Origin of the sequence: Pseudomonas saponiphila (genome assembly GCF_900105185.1) — a bacterium.
Taxonomy (GTDB): Bacteria; Pseudomonadota; Gammaproteobacteria; order Pseudomonadales; family Pseudomonadaceae; genus Aquipseudomonas; species Aquipseudomonas saponiphila.
Window position 1 is genome coordinate 4,583,403 of the sequence record NZ_FNTJ01000001.1, and the last position, 15,959, is coordinate 4,599,361.

Consider the following 15,959-nt stretch of genomic DNA (forward strand, 5'->3'; position numbering starts at 1 on the left):
ATGCAATCCGTTTATCCATAGCAGTGGCGATGGCGGCATTATACGGGGCGCTTTTCCCACCACCAGCCCCACCGGCCATTCAGGCAACCTGTCGGGAACACGCGCGGTCATTCGGGGAATGTCGGGCTTATCGACTGGAAAACTCGACTGTCTCGGTTAACATGCGCGCCATCTTTCAAGATTCAAGGCTATGCCGTGTCCGTGGGCCCCTCACCTCTGCGTCTGTCACTGCTGCTGGGCATGCTCATCGGCCTCCCGGTGCTGGCCGACGATCTGTTTCTCGACGGCAGCGCCCTGCCCGAGGTGTTGACCGCCACACGCCTGAAACAATCCCCCGCCGCCGTACCGGGCAGCATGACCGTGCTCGACACCGAACTGATCAGGGCCAGCGGCGCCCGGGACATCAGCGAACTGTTGCGCCTGGTGCCCGGGATGATGGTCGGCGCCATCAGCGGCAACCAGGCCACGGTCAACTACCACGGCACCAACGCCAGCGAAGCCCGGCGCATGCAGGTGCTGATCGACGGGCGCTCGGTGTATCGCGCGGGCCTGGCCACGGTGGACTGGAGCGACATTCCGGTGGCCATGGAGGACATCGAACGCATCGAGGTGTTTCGCGGCCCCAACACCGTCAGCTACGGCGCCAATGCGCTGATGGCGGTGGTCAACATCATTACCCGCGCACCGGCCAACAGCCACGGTACCCGCGTCAAGGTGACCCGGGGCCAACGCGGCATCAGCGACTGGTACGCCAGCCAGGGCACGGGCTGGGAAACCGGCGACCTGCGCCTTTCGCTGTCCGGACAGGAAGATGACGGCTTCGACAAGAATCGCCTGGGCGCCGACTACCGCGACAGCAAGCGCTTGAACCGCGTCAGCCTGTCGGTGAGCCAGATGCTCAACGAACAGCAGAGCATCGATTGGCAATTGAATGCCAAGGAAGGCACCAACCAGCGGCCTTATACCTATAAACCGGTGTTCTACGGCGTATCCCAGCAAGGCAAGGACTCCGATGTGATCGCCAAGGACTACGCCGGGTCACTGCGCTGGAACCTGGAACTCAATCCGCAGCACAGCCTTTATGTCCAGGGCTCGGCCCAGCACTGGGATCGCCAGCAGACCTGGCGCGCCTGTGACGCGGCGATTTCCTTCAGCCCCGAGCTGACCCGCCTGTGGCAAATCAATCCGAATTACGCCGAGCGCCTGGCGCGTGGCATCAAAGGTTTCAGCGATGCCGGAGCCCCACCCCCGGGATCTCCCGCCGAGCAGGCCATAGCCCAGCAGGTCCTCACCCAATGGAACGCCGGCGGCAAGCAAACCGTCTGCGGCAACATCGACCAGAGCACCCGCGAAACCCGCTACGACCTGGAACTTCAGGACACCCTGAGCCTCAGCGATAACCTGCGGCTGGTCAGTGGCATGAACTATCGTTACGACCGGGCCGACTCCGAAACCTATTTCAACGGCACCCTCGACGACACCACCTGGCGCCTGTTCGGCCAGCTGGAATGGCGAGCCAGCGAACACTGGCTGATCCAGGGCGGGGCTATGTACGAAGACACCCAGCTGACCGGCAACTCACTGACGCCACGGATCGCCGTCAACTACCTGATCAACCCGCGCCACGGGCTGCGGGCGGTGTATTCGGAGGCCATCCGCTCCCCGGACATGTTCGAGAACAACGTCAACTGGAGCTACCGGGTCACCGGCCTGAGCAGCCCGGTCTACGGCCAGAGCAGCGCCCAGTACTTCGTCAAGACCCGGGGCCCGGGCAACCTCGATCAGGAACACATGCGCTCCCGCGAGCTGGGCTACAACGGCTACTTCGTCGACCAGGCGCTGAACCTCGACATCAAGCTGTTCTACGACGAAATCAGCGGCATGATCAGCGAGCCGCTGCGCAACAACCAATACATCGCCAGCAACAGCAATTCCTCACGCTTCTCCGGCACCGAAAGCCAGCTGGACTGGCAATTGAGCCACGCCGACCGCCTGCGCCTGACCTACGCCTATGTCCACGCCCAAGCCAGCAACCCCCTGGACCAGCGCCTGACCGCCAGCAACAGCGGCTCCGCCGGCTGGCTGCGCAATTGGGGCCGGGGCTGGTCCAGCGCGCTGTTCTATTACGGCGACAGCGCCCTCAACGGCTACCGCTTCGAACGCATCGACACGCGCATCGCCAAGCACCTGGCCCTGGGCAAGGCCAACCTGGAACTGGCGGGCACGCTGCAGCAACGACTCGATCACCAGCCCAGCACTTTCGCCGACAACCGCTACGACTCGCGGCACCTGGTCTATTTCAGCGCCGAGCTGGAGTTCTAGCGTGGCCCGGCAGCGGCCCTCGGGGGCCTTGGACTTGCGTCGTCGACTCGGCTGGGGCCTGTTGCTGCTGAGCTTGCTGCTGTGCGCACCGCTGCGCGCCGCCGAAGTCTTGCTGACCGCCAGCGAGGACAACCCGGCAGTACGCACCTTCAGCGCAGAACTGGCCGCCCATCGCCCCCAGGACCAGGTGCGCTTCGTACCACTGGAGCAACTGCCGGCGCCGGGCCAACTGCCCAGCGCCACACGCCTGATTCTGCTGGATCCGCAAAGCCTCGACTGGCGCCTGCAAGATCCCCAGGGCCCGGCCACCCTGGTCCTGCGCATCAGCCGCCTGCAAGCCGAACAGCACCTGCAAGGCCTGCACCACCCTGGGCTCAGCCTGCTCTGGAGCGATCCACCGCCGAGTCGTCAGTTGCACTTGATCCGCAAGGTCCTGCCCCAGGTGCGCCGGGTTGGCGTGCTGTACAGCGAGGACAGCCAGTTCCTGCTCAAGGAGCTGCGCGCCGCCGCGCAATCCCTGGGGCTGGAAATCGTCGCCGAACCCTGGGACAGCACCCACGACAGCCGCCCACTGCAAAACCTGCTGCGCAACAGCGACGTGCTGCTGGGCCTGGACGACCCCAAGCTGTACAACCCGAAAACCGTGAAAAACCTGCTGCTCAGCAGCTACGCCCAGCAACGGGCGCTGATCGGCCCCAATGCCGGCTTCGTCAGGGCCGGCAGCCTGGCCAGCACCTACAGCGACCAGCAGGACTGGCTGCAGACCCTGGACAGCCTGCTTGAGCAGGCGCCGAATCGCTGGCCCCGGGCACTGTACCCGACGGCCTTCAAAGTACTGAGCAATCCACAGGTGGCACGCTCCCTGGGCATCGAGGAAATCGACCCGCAAGCCGTCGCGCGCCAACTGAGTGAAGGAGAGCAACGCCCATGAAATTGCGTCGCCGATGGGACATCCACACCCGCACGCAGCTCATCAGCCTCGGCCCGGCCTTGCTCCTGACCCTGTTGCTGATCAGCTTCTTCACCTTCGTGCGCATTCAGGACCTGCGCCAGGAGCTCAACCACACCGGCCAACTGATTGCCAACCAACTGGCGCCAGCCACTGAGTACGGCGTGATCTCCGGCAACAACGAAGGCCTGGAAAGCCTGTTGCAGGCCACCCTGGCCACGCCCCACGTGCACTTTCTGGAGGTCCAGGACAGCGCCAACAACATCCTGGTGTATGTCGAGCAGGCGTCCGCCACTCATAAACAGGCACAACAGATCAAGGTGTTCCAGGCGCCGGTGCGCTTGCAGCGTATCCAGGTGCACAACGACTTCCTTGAAGATGACCCGACCAGCCTGGGGCCCCAGGGCGACGGTTATCTGGGGCGGGTCATTGTCGGCATGTCCAACGACGCCTTCAGCCAGCGCCAGCAGGAAATTCTCCTCAAGGCCGCGATCCTCGCCCTGTTCGCCCTGCTCTTCACCTTCCTCCTGGCCCGGCGCCTGGCTGCCGGCCTGGCGCAGCCCATCAGCGCCATGGGCCACGCGGTCAAGGCGATCCAGGAAGGCGACTTCAAGGCGCCACTGCCAATTGTCGACGACGGTGAGCTGGGCAATCTGGCACGCCACATCAACAACCTCGCCGCCGGCCTGGAGCTGGCCAGCCGCGAGCAGCAACAAGCCATGTCGCAACTGATCCAGACCCGGGAAGAAGCGGAACGGGCGAACAAGGCGAAATCGGATTTCCTGGCGATGATGAGCCACGAGCTGCGTACCCCGATGAACGGCGTGCTGGGCATGCTGCAGCTACTGGAAACCACCGAGATGACCCAGGAGCAGAGCGAGTACGCGGCGCTGGCTTCGGAGTCCACCGAACACCTGCTGAAGGTGATCAACGACATCCTCGATTTCTCGCGCATCGAACGCTCGGCCCTGGAGCTGGAACACATCCCGTTCAACCTCGCCGAACTGATCGGCAGCTCGGCCCAGGCCTTCCAGCACAGCGCCCTGCAGCGCGGCCTGGACCTGCAACTGCGCCTGCCACCGGGCATGGAGTCGCTGCAGGTCAAGGGCGACCCGACGCGGATCCGGCAGATTCTGGTCAACCTGATCGGCAATGCCATGAAGTTCACCGAACAAGGCAGCGTGATCATCGAAGCGCAGTGGCAGGCCCTGGATCACGAGATCCTGTGGTTCACCTGTGCGGTGCGCGACAGCGGAATCGGTATCAGCCCCGCCAGCCTGGAACTGATGTTCGATGCCTTCCAGCAGGCCGACAGCAGCATTTCTCGGCGGTATGGCGGCACCGGCCTGGGCCTGCCCATTGCCCGTACCCTGGCCGAACGCATGGGCGGCACCCTGCGGGCCCAGAGCGAGGAAGGCCGCGGCTCGGTGTTCACCCTGGAGATCCCCCTGGCGCTGTTCCAGCAAAGCCTGCCGGTGCTGGCGCCGCGAGTCAGCACCGCCGCTCAACAAGGCGAAGGCCGCAATGTGCTGCTGGTGGAGGACAACCCGGTGAACCAGACCGTGATCCAGGCCATGCTGCGCAGCCTGGGCTTCACCGTGAGCATCGTCACCGACGGTGCCCAGGCGGTGCGCAGCGCCGAAAGCCTGATTTTCGAAGCGATCCTGATGGATTGCCGGCTGCCGCTGGTCGACGGCTACGAAGCCACCCGGCAGATCCGCCAACTGCCCGGCTGCGCCGATCTGCCGATCATCGCCCTGACTGCCAACGCCTTGCAGGGCGACCGTGAAGCCTGCCTGGCAGCGGGCATGAACGACTACCTGGCAAAGCCTTTCAAGCGCGCGGATCTGCAGCAAATTCTCCAACGTTGGGTGCAGTAACAGGCTATTTTCGAACATCCGCGACTGGCGTCATGGGCGAAAGTGCGGCAGTCTTAGGCACCCGACGGGGCCCTGAAAAGGCCCTCAAAAAAAATTTCAGTGAACAAGTGTACTTTCATGCCCTTGGCGCTGTGACTTTCACTACAACGCAATAGTCTATGAGTAGGCTGCCGGCTCGAGGCATGAACGCTTCGATCGGCCGGGAAGATTGCCCAACCCTGCCGCACGGGACTATTGAGGAGCTCGCATGACCAAACAAAACGCCTTTACTCGGGAAGACCTGCTGCGCTGCAGTCGCGGTGAGCTGTTCGGCCCAGGTAACGCGCAACTGCCCGCCCCCAACATGCTGATGGTGGATCGCATCACCCATATCAGCGAAGAGGGTGGCAAGTACGGTAAAGGTGAATTGGTCGCTGAGCTGGATATCACTCCAGACCTGTGGTTCTTCGCTTGCCACTTCGAAGGCGATCCGGTGATGCCGGGCTGCCTGGGCCTGGATGCCATGTGGCAACTGGTCGGTTTCTTCCTCGGCTGGCAAGGCCTGCCGGGCCGCGGTCGCGCACTGGGTTCGGGAGAAGTGAAGTTCTTCGGCCAGGTTCTGCCGACGGCGAAAAAGGTCACCTATAACATTCATATCAAGCGCGTGCTCAAGGGCAAGCTGAACATGGCCATCGCCGATGGCTCGGTCAGCGTTGACGGCCGCGAAATCTATACCGCCGAAGGCCTCCGGGTCGGCGTGTTTACTTCAACTGACAACTTCTAAGGGTTATCCGCATGCGCCGCGTCGTTATCACAGGTCTTGGCATCGTTTCGTGCCTGGGCAATGACAAAGAGACCGTCTCCGCTAACCTGCGTGCAAGTCGCCCTGGCATCCGCTTCAACCCGGAATATGCCGAAATGGGTCTGCGTAGCCAGGTTTCCGGCTCCATTGACCTGAACCTCGAAGAACTGATCGATCGCAAGATCTACCGCTTCGTCGGCCATGCGGCGGCCTACGCCTACCTGGCCATGAAAGACGCCATCGCCGACTCCGGCCTGAGCGAAGAACAAGTCTCCAACCCGCGTACCGGCCTGATCGCCGGTTCCGGTGGTGCCTCGACCCTGAACCAGATGGAAGCGCTGGACATCCTGCGCGAGAAAGGCGTCAAGCGCGTTGGCCCATACCGCGTCACGCGGACCATGAGCAGCACCGTTTCCGCCTGCCTGGCCACACCGTTCAAGATCAAGGGACTGAACTACTCCATCGCTTCTGCCTGCGCCACCAGTGCTCACTGCATCGGTACCGCGATGGAACAGATCCAGATGGGCAAGCAGGACATCGTCTTCGCCGGCGGCGGTGAAGAAGAGCACTGGACCCAGTCGTTCCTGTTCGACGCCATGGGCGCCCTGTCCACCCAGTACAACGAAACCCCGGAAAAGGCCTCTCGCGCCTACGACGCCAAGCGTGACGGTTTCGTCATCGCCGGCGGTGGCGGCATGGTGGTGGTCGAGGAGCTGGAACACGCTCTGGCCCGTGGCGCCAAGATCTACGCGGAAATCGTTGGCTACGGCGCGACTTCCGACGGTTACGACATGGTTGCCCCAAGCGGCGAAGGCGCGATCCGCTGCATGCAGATGGCCATGTCCACCGTCGACACCCCGATCGACTACCTGAACACCCACGGCACCTCGACTCCGGTCGGCGACGTCGCGGAAATGAAAGGCGTGCGTGAAGTGTTCGGCGACAAGGCTCCAGCCATCAGCTCCACCAAGAGCCTGTCGGGTCACTCCCTGGGCGCCGCCGGCGTTCACGAAGCGATCTACTGCATGCTGATGATGGAAGGCAACTTCATGGCCGGTTCGGCCAACATCGACGAGCTGGATCCGGAAGTGGCCGACATGCCGATCCTGACCAAGACTCGCGAAGACGCCACCATCAACACCGTGATGAGCAACAGCTTCGGCTTCGGTGGCACCAACGCCACCCTGGTGCTCAAGCGCTGGCAGGGCAAGTAAGCCTCGCCGCTTCGCTGAATGAAAAAGCCCCGACCGGTTCGGGGCTTTTTTTTGCCTGCGATGTTCCGGGCCAGTGGCTCAGACGGAAAAACGCGCCACCATGCTGTTCAGGTCCACCGCCAGCCGCGACAGCTCCTGGCTGGCCGCGCTGGTCTGATTGGCCCCCGCCGAGGTCTGCAACGCCAGGTTGCGGATGTTCATCAGGTTGCGGTCCACTTCCCGCGCCACCGCCGCCTGTTGCTCCGAGGCACTGGCAATCACGATGTTGCGCTCGTTGATCAGGGTGAAGGCCGAAGCGATTTCCTCCAGCGCCTGCCCCGCCGCCTTGGTGCGGATTTCGGTGAACGTGACCGAGCGTTTCGCTAATACGTGACCGGTGCTTCCACCCCGGTTGCGCGGGTTCTGGATTGTAATCGCATCGGTCACGATGCGGCTTGTTCCTCGGCTTTTTTTCGGCGCAGCGACTCGCCTTTCATCGTCAGTCGGTAGGCGTTGTGCACCAGGCGGTCGAGGATGGCATCGGCCAGGGTCGGGTCGTTGATCCAGCCGTGCCAGTGCTCGATGGGCAGTTGGCTCGTCAGGATGGTGGAGCGGCTGCCAGCGCGGTCGTCGATCACCTCCAGCAGGTCATGCCGGGCTCCTTCCTCCAGCGGGGCTAGCGCCCAGTCGTCCAGCACCAGGACGTCGACCTTTGCCAGCTGTTGCAGGGTACGGCCGAAGCTGCCGTCGCCATGAGCGATGCGCAGTTGTTCCAGCAGGCGCGGGGTGCGCAGGTACAGGGTGCTATAGCCCTGGCGGCAGGCCTGGTTGCCCAGGGCGCAGGCCAGCCAGGTTTTGCCGGCACCGGTCGGGCCGGTCAGCAGCAGGTTGTGCTGCTGGCGGATCCAGTCGCCACTGGCCAGGGTGGCGATCAGACGCTCGTCCAGGGCGCGTCCGGTGCGGCGGTCGAGATCTTCCAGGCAGGCGTTGGCGTACTTGAGCTTGGCCTTCTTGCGCAGCCGTACCAGGCGCTGGTTGTCACGCCAGGCCAGTTCGCGGTCGAGCAGTAGGCCGAGGCGTTCATCGAAGCTCAGGCTGTGGCTGGCCGGCAGCGTCCATTGCTCTTCCAGGGCGCGGGCCATGCCGTCCAGGCGTAGCTGGTGCAGTTGATTCAGGGTGTGTTGCGGCATCATCGAACAGCTCCTGTTGCGGGGGTTGGTAGTAGTCGGCGCCACGGACGTTCTCGTGGTCGCCGGGTAAGGTCGTTTCGGCGGCACGCTGGGGCAGCGGCTGTTGATCCAGGCCTTGCTGGAGCAGGTTGCGCACGCTGCGCCCGGTGAAGGCGCGCAGGTGTACGGCACGTTCGGCAGCGGCTTCCAGGCGTGCATTGCCATAGCGCCGGGCCAGCGAGAGCAGGCCGAGGCAGGCGCGGTAGCCCATCTCCGGGTGCGGCTTGTGGGTCAGTTGGTGATCGATCAGTTGGCGCGTGTAGGGGCCGATCCGCGCGCCCCAGTCGAGCAGGCGTTGTGGCGTCCATTCGCGATGCGCCTGGTGCGCCGCGGGCATGTGCTCGCGCTGGGTACTGTAAGCGCCGCGTCGCCCCAGCAGCAGGTGGCTGGCCACCCGCCGGTTGCCATGCAGCACTTCCAGGGTGTGTGCCGTCAGTCGCACGTCCACGTTCTGCCGGGCCAGGGCGGAGGGCACGCTGTAGAAGCTGCCATTGACCTCGATGTGGTAGTCGATGCTGACCTTGCAGCGCTTGAAGGTGGCGACCTCGTAGGGATGCACCGGCAGCGCTCGCAAGGCCGGGCGATCCAGGCGCTCGAACCAGTCGCGCCGGCAGCCATCGAGCCGCTTGAACGGGCGCCGATTCAGATCCTCCAGCAGCTCGGCGATGGCCTGGTTAAGCGCATGCAGGCTGAAGAACTGCCGATGGCGCAGCCGCGCCATGATCCAGCGCTCGACCACCTGCACCGCCACCTCGGCCTTGGCCTTGTCCTGAGGCTTGCGTGGCCGTGCCGGCAGGATCACCGTCTGGTAATGACGCGCGCACTCCAGCGTGGCCCGGTTCAGGCCCGGCTCGTAGCGATCCGGCTGGGCGACCAGGGCGCGCGGATTGTCCGGCACAACCATTTCCGGCACGCCGCCAAAGTAGGTCAGAGCCTGGCCCAGCGAGGTCAGCCAGTCCACCTGGGTTTCGCCTGGCGTCGCGCAGGCATAGGTGTAATTCGAGGCGCCCAGGGCGGCGACGAAGATGTGCGCCCGGCGCACTTCGCCGGTGGCCGGGTCGACCACCGGCAGCGTCGGCCCGGCATAGTCGATGAATAGCTTCTCGCCCGCACGGTGCAGCTGACGCATCGAACGTTTGAGCGTCTGGGCGTAGCGCCGGTAGTGCTCGACGAACTGGGTGTAGCGGTAGGTCGGCTGGCCCGCATGCGCGGCGAGATATTCCTCCCACAGCAGCTGCAAGGTCACGCCCTTGCGTCGCAACTCGCGGTGGATGCTCAGCACATCGGGCAGCACTCGCTCACCGCGCGGCTTGTTCGTCGACGTCGGTGCAAACAAGGCGGCCGCCAGCGCGGCCTCGTCCATGGCCACCAGCGCCGGCCAGTCCAGCCCGGCCACCCGCGCCGCCGCGATGTACTTGCTAACCACGCCCTTGGACAGCTGCAAGGCACGGGCAATCTTCTCGTGGGACAAGCCGGCCTCAAACTTGAGGCGCAGACATTCTTTGATGTTTCGCATGGCTACTCGCGGCGCCGCCATCTTCCTCTCCCGAAATCGGTCGAGGATGGCGGCGCATCAGGTCATGCGCAACGAAGGGGAAGGCTTTCGCTAAGTCGTGACCGGCGATTTCGGTAAGCCGTGACCACCTGTTTCGGAACAGGCGGAAAATCGGTCACGTTGCTACCGAAATGAGCGGTCACGCGTTAGCGAAATGACCGGTCACGATCAACCGAAACGGCCGGTCACGGTGCTCCGAAATCCGCACCTTGGCCACTTCCAGGGTCGAGCGGGCGCGGCTGTTGCTGTGCTGCATGGAGCTGACCGCCTGATCGGTGCCCTGCTGGATACCGCCGATCATCTGCTCGATTTCCTGGGTCGATTGCTGAGTCCGATGGGCCAGGGCCCGCACTTCATCGGCCACCACCGCAAAGCCGCGCCCGGCATCCCCGGCCCGCGCCGCCTCGATGGCCGCGTTCAGGGCCAACAGGTTGGTCTGCTCGGCGATGGCGCGAATCACCTCCAGCACCTTGCTGATGCCGTAGACCTTCTGCGCCAGCTGTTCCACCTGACTGGCATTGGCTGTCACATCCTCGGCCAGCGACTCGATGGACAGCACAGTCTGATGCACCTGTTCACGCCCGTGCTGGGCGATTCGATCTGATTCGCGGGACGCTTCGGAAGTGGCCACCGCGTTGCTCGCCACCTCCTCCACCGCGGCGGTCATCTGATTCACTGCCGTGGCTGCCTGCTCGATCTCCTGGCTCTGCTGGTGCAGGCCCCGGGTCGCATCCTCGGTGACGCAACTGAGTTCCTCGGAAGCCGAGGCAAGTTGGCTGGAGGAGTCGGAAATGCGCCGGATCGTCTCGCGCAAGCTGTGCTGCATGGCCTTGAGCGCCAGCAACAGGCGCGCCGGCTCGTCCTTGCCGATCACCGTGATGTCCCCGGTCAGGTCGCCGCCGGCCACCACCTCGGCCACGCGCAAGGACTGCGCCAGGGGCAGGACGATGCTGCGGGTCAACAACAAGGCCAGGCCAATGGTCACCAGGGCCGCGACCACGATCATCCCCACCACCCAGACTCGCGATTTGCTGAATACGGCCTGGGCCAGATCCGTGGCCTGGGTCGCACTTTGCTTGTTCAAGTCGATCAGGTCATGCAGTGTCGCGGCCATTTCATCGGCCAACTGGTTCATTTCGCCGTTGACCACCTTGACCGCCTGCTCCAGCTGATTCTGGCTGGAGAAGGCCATGACCTGGGCCTGCCGCTGCAGGTACTGCTTCTCCACGTCCTTGAAGCGATCGAACAAGACCCGCTCCTGGGGCAGCACGATCAGCGACTCATAGCGCCCCTGAGCAACGCCCAGGCCACTCTTGATGTCATTGATCTTGGCTTCGTTCTGGGCCAGGGCCTGGGGGTCGCGATTGATCAGCAGACGCAGGGTCAGGGCGCGAAGACGCAGCAGGTCCTGGCTCATGTCGCCCACCGACATGACGCTGGGCAACCAGTTGCTCTCCACTTCATCGGACTGCTGGCGCATGTTGGCCATCTGCATCAGGGCAAATGCGCCGAGGACAAACACCATCAGCGCCAGCAAGCCAAAACCCAGGCTGGCGCGGGGGGCAATGTTGAGGCTTCTGAGACTCATTCCTTTGGCTCCTTCCTAGAGCGCTGCAAAAGCTTGCAGCAGGGTGCTCTTAGACGGTATCGGGCCGGCGGAAATTTGCGTAAGACAAAAACGTGATATCAAAACGCCCTATGACTTCGATACCTGAAAGTAAAACGATTCAGCTCACAGAAAATCGGTATTTTCCAATCAAGCAGCGTATCTGGTAGCGCAAAACCGCAGCTTGCACATTCATCGACGCAACGCCGGGCCAGCAACTACCACAAGCAAAAACGTGAACGCCTGCGCTGGCCAATGCTCTATAACTTCAGCACCTTTACCAGCCGATCCGACATTCATCACTGCCTGAGGTTTGCCATGACCATTACCGTCAATACCGAGTCCAGCGAAGGTTTCCGCCACAGCATCCAGGTCGACGACCATCAGCTGTTCACCGACCTGCCCCGGTACGCCGGCGGCGAAGGCACCGCGCCCGAGCCCCACGATTATTTCGATACCGCCCTGGGGGCCTGCAAGGCCCTGACCCTCAAGCTCTACGCACAGAAGAAAAGCATCCCGCTCACCGGCGTCACGGTGGAGCTCAAGCACGACAACAGTCAGGAACAGCAAGGCAAATACGCCCTGCACGTGAAGCTGACCCTCAAGGGCGTGCTCACCGACGCCCAGCGTGAAGAGCTGCACCGGGTAGCCGATCGCTGCCCGATCCACAAGCTGATGACCAGCAGTGAAGTCAGCATCGAGACGCACCTGTCCGAAGGCGCCTTCAGCCAGTAGCGGCAAGGCTGGCAGCCGGGGGTTATGCTTGCGGGCATCCCCCCGAGCAGCCTGGAATCCGCCATGAATTCGCCCCTAGTGATCCGCCCTCGCGTCGAGGACGTCGAAGGCCAGCCTATCCTCCGCCCCCTGCCTTCGGCGCAGTGCCGCAGCGTCGGCCCCTTCGTATTCTTCGACCACATGCTGAGCACCTCCTACCCTGCCGGCAAAGGCATGAACATCCGCCAACACCCGCATATCGGCCTGTCCACGCTGACCTACCTGTTCGCAGGACAGATCCGCCACAAGGACAGCCTCGGCTCGGACCAGATCGTCCTGGCCGGGGACGTCAGCTGGATGACCGCAGGCAGTGCCATCGCTCACGTCGAGCGCACGCCCGAGGCCCAGCTGAGCCAGGCTTTCACCCTGCATGGGTTGCAGGTCTGGCTGGCCTCGCCCAAGGAACATGAGCAGGGGCCCGGGCACTACAGCCATCACCCCGCGGCCACACTGCCGGTGAGTGACAACCTCGGGGTCACGATCCGCATGATCGCCGGCAGCGGCTTCTGCCTGGAGTCGCCGGTGCCAGTGCTCTCCCCGACCCTGTATGCCGAACTGCACCTGCAGACCGCCACCAGCCTGTTGATTCCCACCGAGCATCAGCAACGCGCGCTGTATGTGCTGGACGGCGAGGCACAGCTGGACGGCGAGCCATTGCCCCTGCACTCGCTGGTGGTATTGCCGGAGGGAGAAAACGCCACGCTGTTCGCCGAGAGCGACTGCCATGCGGTACTGCTTGGCGGTGCGCCTCTGGACGGGCCGCGACGGGTCAACTGGAACTTTGTCGCCAGCGACCCGCTGTTGATCGATGCAGCACGCAGACGCTGGGCAGCCGGGGACTGGCCGCAAGTGCCGGGAGAAAGCGAGCGCATCGAACTGCCCGGCTCCCGCCGCTGATCCGGCAGGAGCCGGCTTGTCGGCGAACAGGCCCGCAGACCATCTTCGCCGGCAAGCCGGCTCCTACTCAGCCCTGGAACACTTCGTCCAGCAGGTAATGGAAGGTGGCGAAGGCTCGGGCCGAGGTCTTGGCGTCATACATCATCTTGCCCGGGACATTGGCCTGGGGATCGGTGAAGGAATGCACCACGCCGCCATAACTGACCAGTTGCCAGTCAACGCCAGCCGCATTCATCTCCGCTTCAAAGGCCGGCAGTTGTTCCTTGGCCACCATCGGATCGGCCGCACCGTGCAGCACCAGCACCGAGCCCTTGATGTTCTGCGCATCCGCGGGATCGGGCGTATCCAGGGTGCCATGGAAGGACGCCGCGGCCTTGACTGGCGCCCCACTGCGGGCCAGCTCCAGCGCGCAGCAGCCGCCAAAGCAGAAACCGAAGGTGGCCAGCCTGGAGAGGTCCACCGCGGCCTCGGTCTGGCTCTGCAGGGCGCTGAAGGCCGCCTGCATGCGCTTGCGCAACAGCGCCCGGTCATCCTTGAGCGGCATCATTGCCGCGCCGGCCTGATCGGCGTCGCTGGGGCGCACCGACTGGCCATACAGGTCGGCGACCAACACCACATAGCCCTTGGCCGCCACCGCCTCGGCGATCTTTTCCGCTCCGGCGCTGACACCCATCCAGTTCGGCGCCATCAGCAGCCCTGGACGGGCCCCTTTATGGGCGGCATCGAAGGCCAGACGCCCTTCATAGGGCTGGCCATCGATCTGATAGACCACGGAACGCACTGTGATTTGACTCATGACTCATCTTCTCCAGCAGGGGGATACCAGAATGAAAAAACCCGCCGAAGCGGGTTTTTCTTGCTTTGTGGTTAAACCGACAGCTCGACCAGCAGCTTGTTCAGTCGGCGCACATAGGCCGCCGGGTCTTTCAAGCTGTCGCCGGCCGCCAGGGCCGCTTGATCGAAGAGGATGTGCGACAGGTCGCCAAAGCGCTCTTCGCTCTGCTCGCCGTCGAGTTTCTCGATCAGCGGGTGAGTCGGGTTGAATTCGAAGATCGGCTTGGAATCCGGAACCTTCTGCCCACTGGCTTCGAGGATCTGACGCATTTGCAGCCCCAGGTCCTGCTCGCCGATGGCCAGGATCGCCGGGGAGTCGGTCAGGCGGTGGGAAACCCGCACTTCGCTGACGCTCTCGCCCAGAGCGGTCTTGATCCGCTCAACCAGGCCTTCCTTGGTCTTGGCGACTTCCTCGGCGGCCTTCTTGTCCTCTTCCGAGTCCAGGTTGCCCAGGTCCAGGTCGCCACGCGCCACGTCGACAAAGCTCTTGCCGTCGAACTCGTTGAGGTAGCTCATCAGCCACTCGTCGATGCGGTCGGTGAGCAGCAGCACTTCGATGCCTTTCTTGCGGAAGACTTCCAGGTGCGGGCTGTTCTTCACCTGGGCGTAGGATTCGCCGGTGAGGAAGTAGATCTTGTCCTGACCTTCCTTGGCGCGAGCCAGGTAGTCGGCCAGGGACACGGTCTGCTCGCCGTCGTCGCCTTGGGTGGAAGCGAAGCGCAGCAGGCCGGCGATCTTTTCCTTGTTGGCGAAGTCTTCGGCCGGGCCTTCCTTCATCACCTGGCCAAAGTTCTTCCAGAAGCCCTTGTATTGCTCAGGCTCGTTCTTCGCCAGTTTTTCCAGCATGTCCAGCACGCGCTTGGTCAGCGCCGACTTCATCGAATCGATGATCGGGTCTTTCTGCAGGATTTCCCGCGAGACGTTCAGCGACAGGTCGTTGGAGTCCACCACGCCCTTGATGAAGCGCAGGTACAGCGGCAGGAAGGATTCAGCCTGATCCATGACGAACACGCGCTGCACGTAGAGCTTGAGGCCCTTCGGCGCTTCACGCTGGTACAGGTCGAACGGCGCACGAGCCGGCACGTAGAGCAGCGAGCTGTATTCCAGCTTGCCTTCAACCTTGTTGTGGCTCCAGCTCAGCGGGTTCTCGAAGTCATGGGCGATGTGCTTGTAGAACTCCTGGTATTCCTCGTCCTTGATCTCGGTACGCGGACGGGTCCACAGGGCACTGGCGCGGTTGACGGTTTCCCATTCCAACGCCGGTTTCTCTTCGCCTTCGGCGGCAGCGGCCTCTTTCGGCAGCTCGATCGGCAGGGCGATGTGGTCGGAGTACTTCTTGATGATGTTGCGCAGGCGCCAGCCATCGGCGAACTCGTCTTCACCGGACTTCAGGTGCAGGACAATGCGGGTGCCGCGTTCGGCCTTGTCGATGGTCGCCACCTCGAACTCGCCTTCGCCCTTGGACGACCAGTGCACGCCCTCACTGGCCGGCAAGCCGGCACGGCGGCTGAACACTTCGACCTGGTCGGCAACGATGAATGCGGAGTAGAAGCCCACGCCGAACTGACCGATCAGGTGCGAGTCCTTCTTCTGGTCGCCGGTGAGGTTTTTCATGAAGTCGGCGGTGCCGGACTTGGCGATGGTCCCCAGGTGGGTGATGACATCTTCACGGCTCATGCCGATACCGTTGTCTTCGAGGGTGACGGTCTTGGCGTCCTTGTCGAAGCTCACACGGATTTTCAGTTCGGCGCCACCTTCCAGCAACTCGGGCTTGGACAGGGCTTCGAAACGCAATTTGTCGACGGCGTCAGAGGCGTTCGAGATCAATTCGCGAAGGAAGATTTCCTTATTGGAATACAACGAATGGATCATGAGGTGCAGCAGTTGCTTCACCTCGGTCTGGAAGCCCAGGGTTTCCTTTTGAGTTTCCACACTCATG

12 protein-coding genes and 2 pseudogenes are annotated in these 15,959 nt (G+C 63.3%); 7 read left to right on the forward strand and 7 right to left on the reverse strand.

Features of this window, described 5'->3' with window-relative positions; translation table 11 throughout:
* Positions 1-195 precede the first annotated feature (195 nt).
* The 5 genes from BLV47_RS21565 (at position 196) to fabB (ending at position 7,146) form a co-directional block, all read left to right on the forward strand.
* A complete protein-coding gene (locus BLV47_RS21565) occupies positions 196-2,322 on the forward strand; it encodes a TonB-dependent receptor plug domain-containing protein (RefSeq protein WP_092316912.1) in 2,127 nt (708 codons plus the stop codon).
* A gap of 34 nt (positions 2,323-2,356) precedes the next feature.
* Complete coding sequence (locus tag BLV47_RS21570; RefSeq protein ID WP_409259012.1) at positions 2,357-3,253, forward strand: ABC transporter substrate-binding protein; 897 nt, start codon at positions 2,357-2,359, stop codon at positions 3,251-3,253.
* Positions 3,250-5,151, forward strand: a complete 1,902-nt coding sequence (locus BLV47_RS21575; RefSeq protein WP_092316918.1) for an ATP-binding protein — start codon at positions 3,250-3,252, stop codon at positions 5,149-5,151. Before BLV47_RS21570 ends, BLV47_RS21575 begins: the two co-directional genes overlap by 4 nt.
* 247 nt (positions 5,152-5,398) lie before the next feature.
* Positions 5,399-5,914 (forward strand): 3-hydroxyacyl-[acyl-carrier-protein] dehydratase FabA, encoded by a 516-nt coding sequence (gene fabA / locus BLV47_RS21580; protein ID WP_011060067.1) that lies wholly within the window; start codon positions 5,399-5,401, stop codon positions 5,912-5,914.
* Between the two features lie 11 nt (positions 5,915-5,925).
* Positions 5,926-7,146: a beta-ketoacyl-ACP synthase I gene (fabB, locus tag BLV47_RS21585; protein WP_016963486.1), complete on the forward strand. Its 1,221-nt coding sequence runs from the start codon at positions 5,926-5,928 to the stop codon at positions 7,144-7,146.
* Positions 7,147-7,224: 78 nt separating this feature from the next.
* Here fabB and BLV47_RS21590 read toward each other — a convergent pair.
* The 5 genes and pseudogenes from BLV47_RS21590 to BLV47_RS37125 form a co-directional block, all read right to left on the reverse strand.
* Positions 7,225-7,476, reverse strand: a pseudogene (locus BLV47_RS21590) (methyl-accepting chemotaxis protein); the annotation flags it as partial.
* A 92-nt stretch (positions 7,477-7,568) separates the two neighbouring features.
* Positions 7,569-8,318, reverse strand: a complete 750-nt coding sequence (istB, locus tag BLV47_RS21595; protein WP_062838242.1) for an IS21-like element IS1474 family helper ATPase IstB — start codon at positions 8,316-8,318, stop codon at positions 7,569-7,571.
* Positions 8,206-9,891: an IS21 family transposase gene (gene istA / locus BLV47_RS21600; protein WP_062838241.1), complete on the reverse strand. Its 1,686-nt coding sequence runs from the start codon at positions 9,889-9,891 to the stop codon at positions 8,206-8,208. Before istA ends, istB begins: the two co-directional genes overlap by 113 nt.
* Before the next feature lie 157 nt (positions 9,892-10,048).
* Entirely contained in the window at positions 10,049-10,735 is a 687-nt protein-coding gene (locus BLV47_RS37120) for a methyl-accepting chemotaxis protein (RefSeq protein WP_425272181.1), read from the reverse strand.
* Positions 10,727-11,497 (reverse strand): annotated as a pseudogene (locus BLV47_RS37125) (MCP four helix bundle domain-containing protein); the annotation flags it as partial. The pseudogene BLV47_RS37125 and the gene BLV47_RS37120, both read right to left, overlap by 9 nt.
* A 336-nt stretch (positions 11,498-11,833) precedes the next feature.
* On the opposite strand from BLV47_RS37125, the gene BLV47_RS21610 reads away from it, so the two are divergent.
* On the forward strand, positions 11,834-12,250 hold the full coding sequence (locus BLV47_RS21610) for an OsmC family protein (protein WP_092316921.1): 417 nt from the start codon (positions 11,834-11,836) through the stop codon (positions 12,248-12,250).
* A 63-nt stretch (positions 12,251-12,313) separates the two neighbouring features.
* Positions 12,314-13,186 (forward strand): pirin family protein, encoded by an 873-nt coding sequence (locus BLV47_RS21615; RefSeq protein ID WP_092316924.1) that lies wholly within the window; start codon positions 12,314-12,316, stop codon positions 13,184-13,186.
* 67 nt (positions 13,187-13,253) lie between these two features.
* Here the strand turns inward: BLV47_RS21615 and BLV47_RS21620 are convergent, their stop codons facing one another.
* A complete protein-coding gene (locus tag BLV47_RS21620; protein WP_092316927.1) occupies positions 13,254-13,982 on the reverse strand; it encodes a dienelactone hydrolase family protein in 729 nt (242 codons plus the stop codon).
* A gap of 71 nt (positions 13,983-14,053) precedes the next feature.
* Positions 14,054-15,958, reverse strand: a complete 1,905-nt coding sequence (gene htpG, locus BLV47_RS21625; RefSeq protein WP_092317354.1) for a molecular chaperone HtpG — start codon at positions 15,956-15,958, stop codon at positions 14,054-14,056.
* Between the last annotated feature and the right edge of the window lies 1 nt (position 15,959).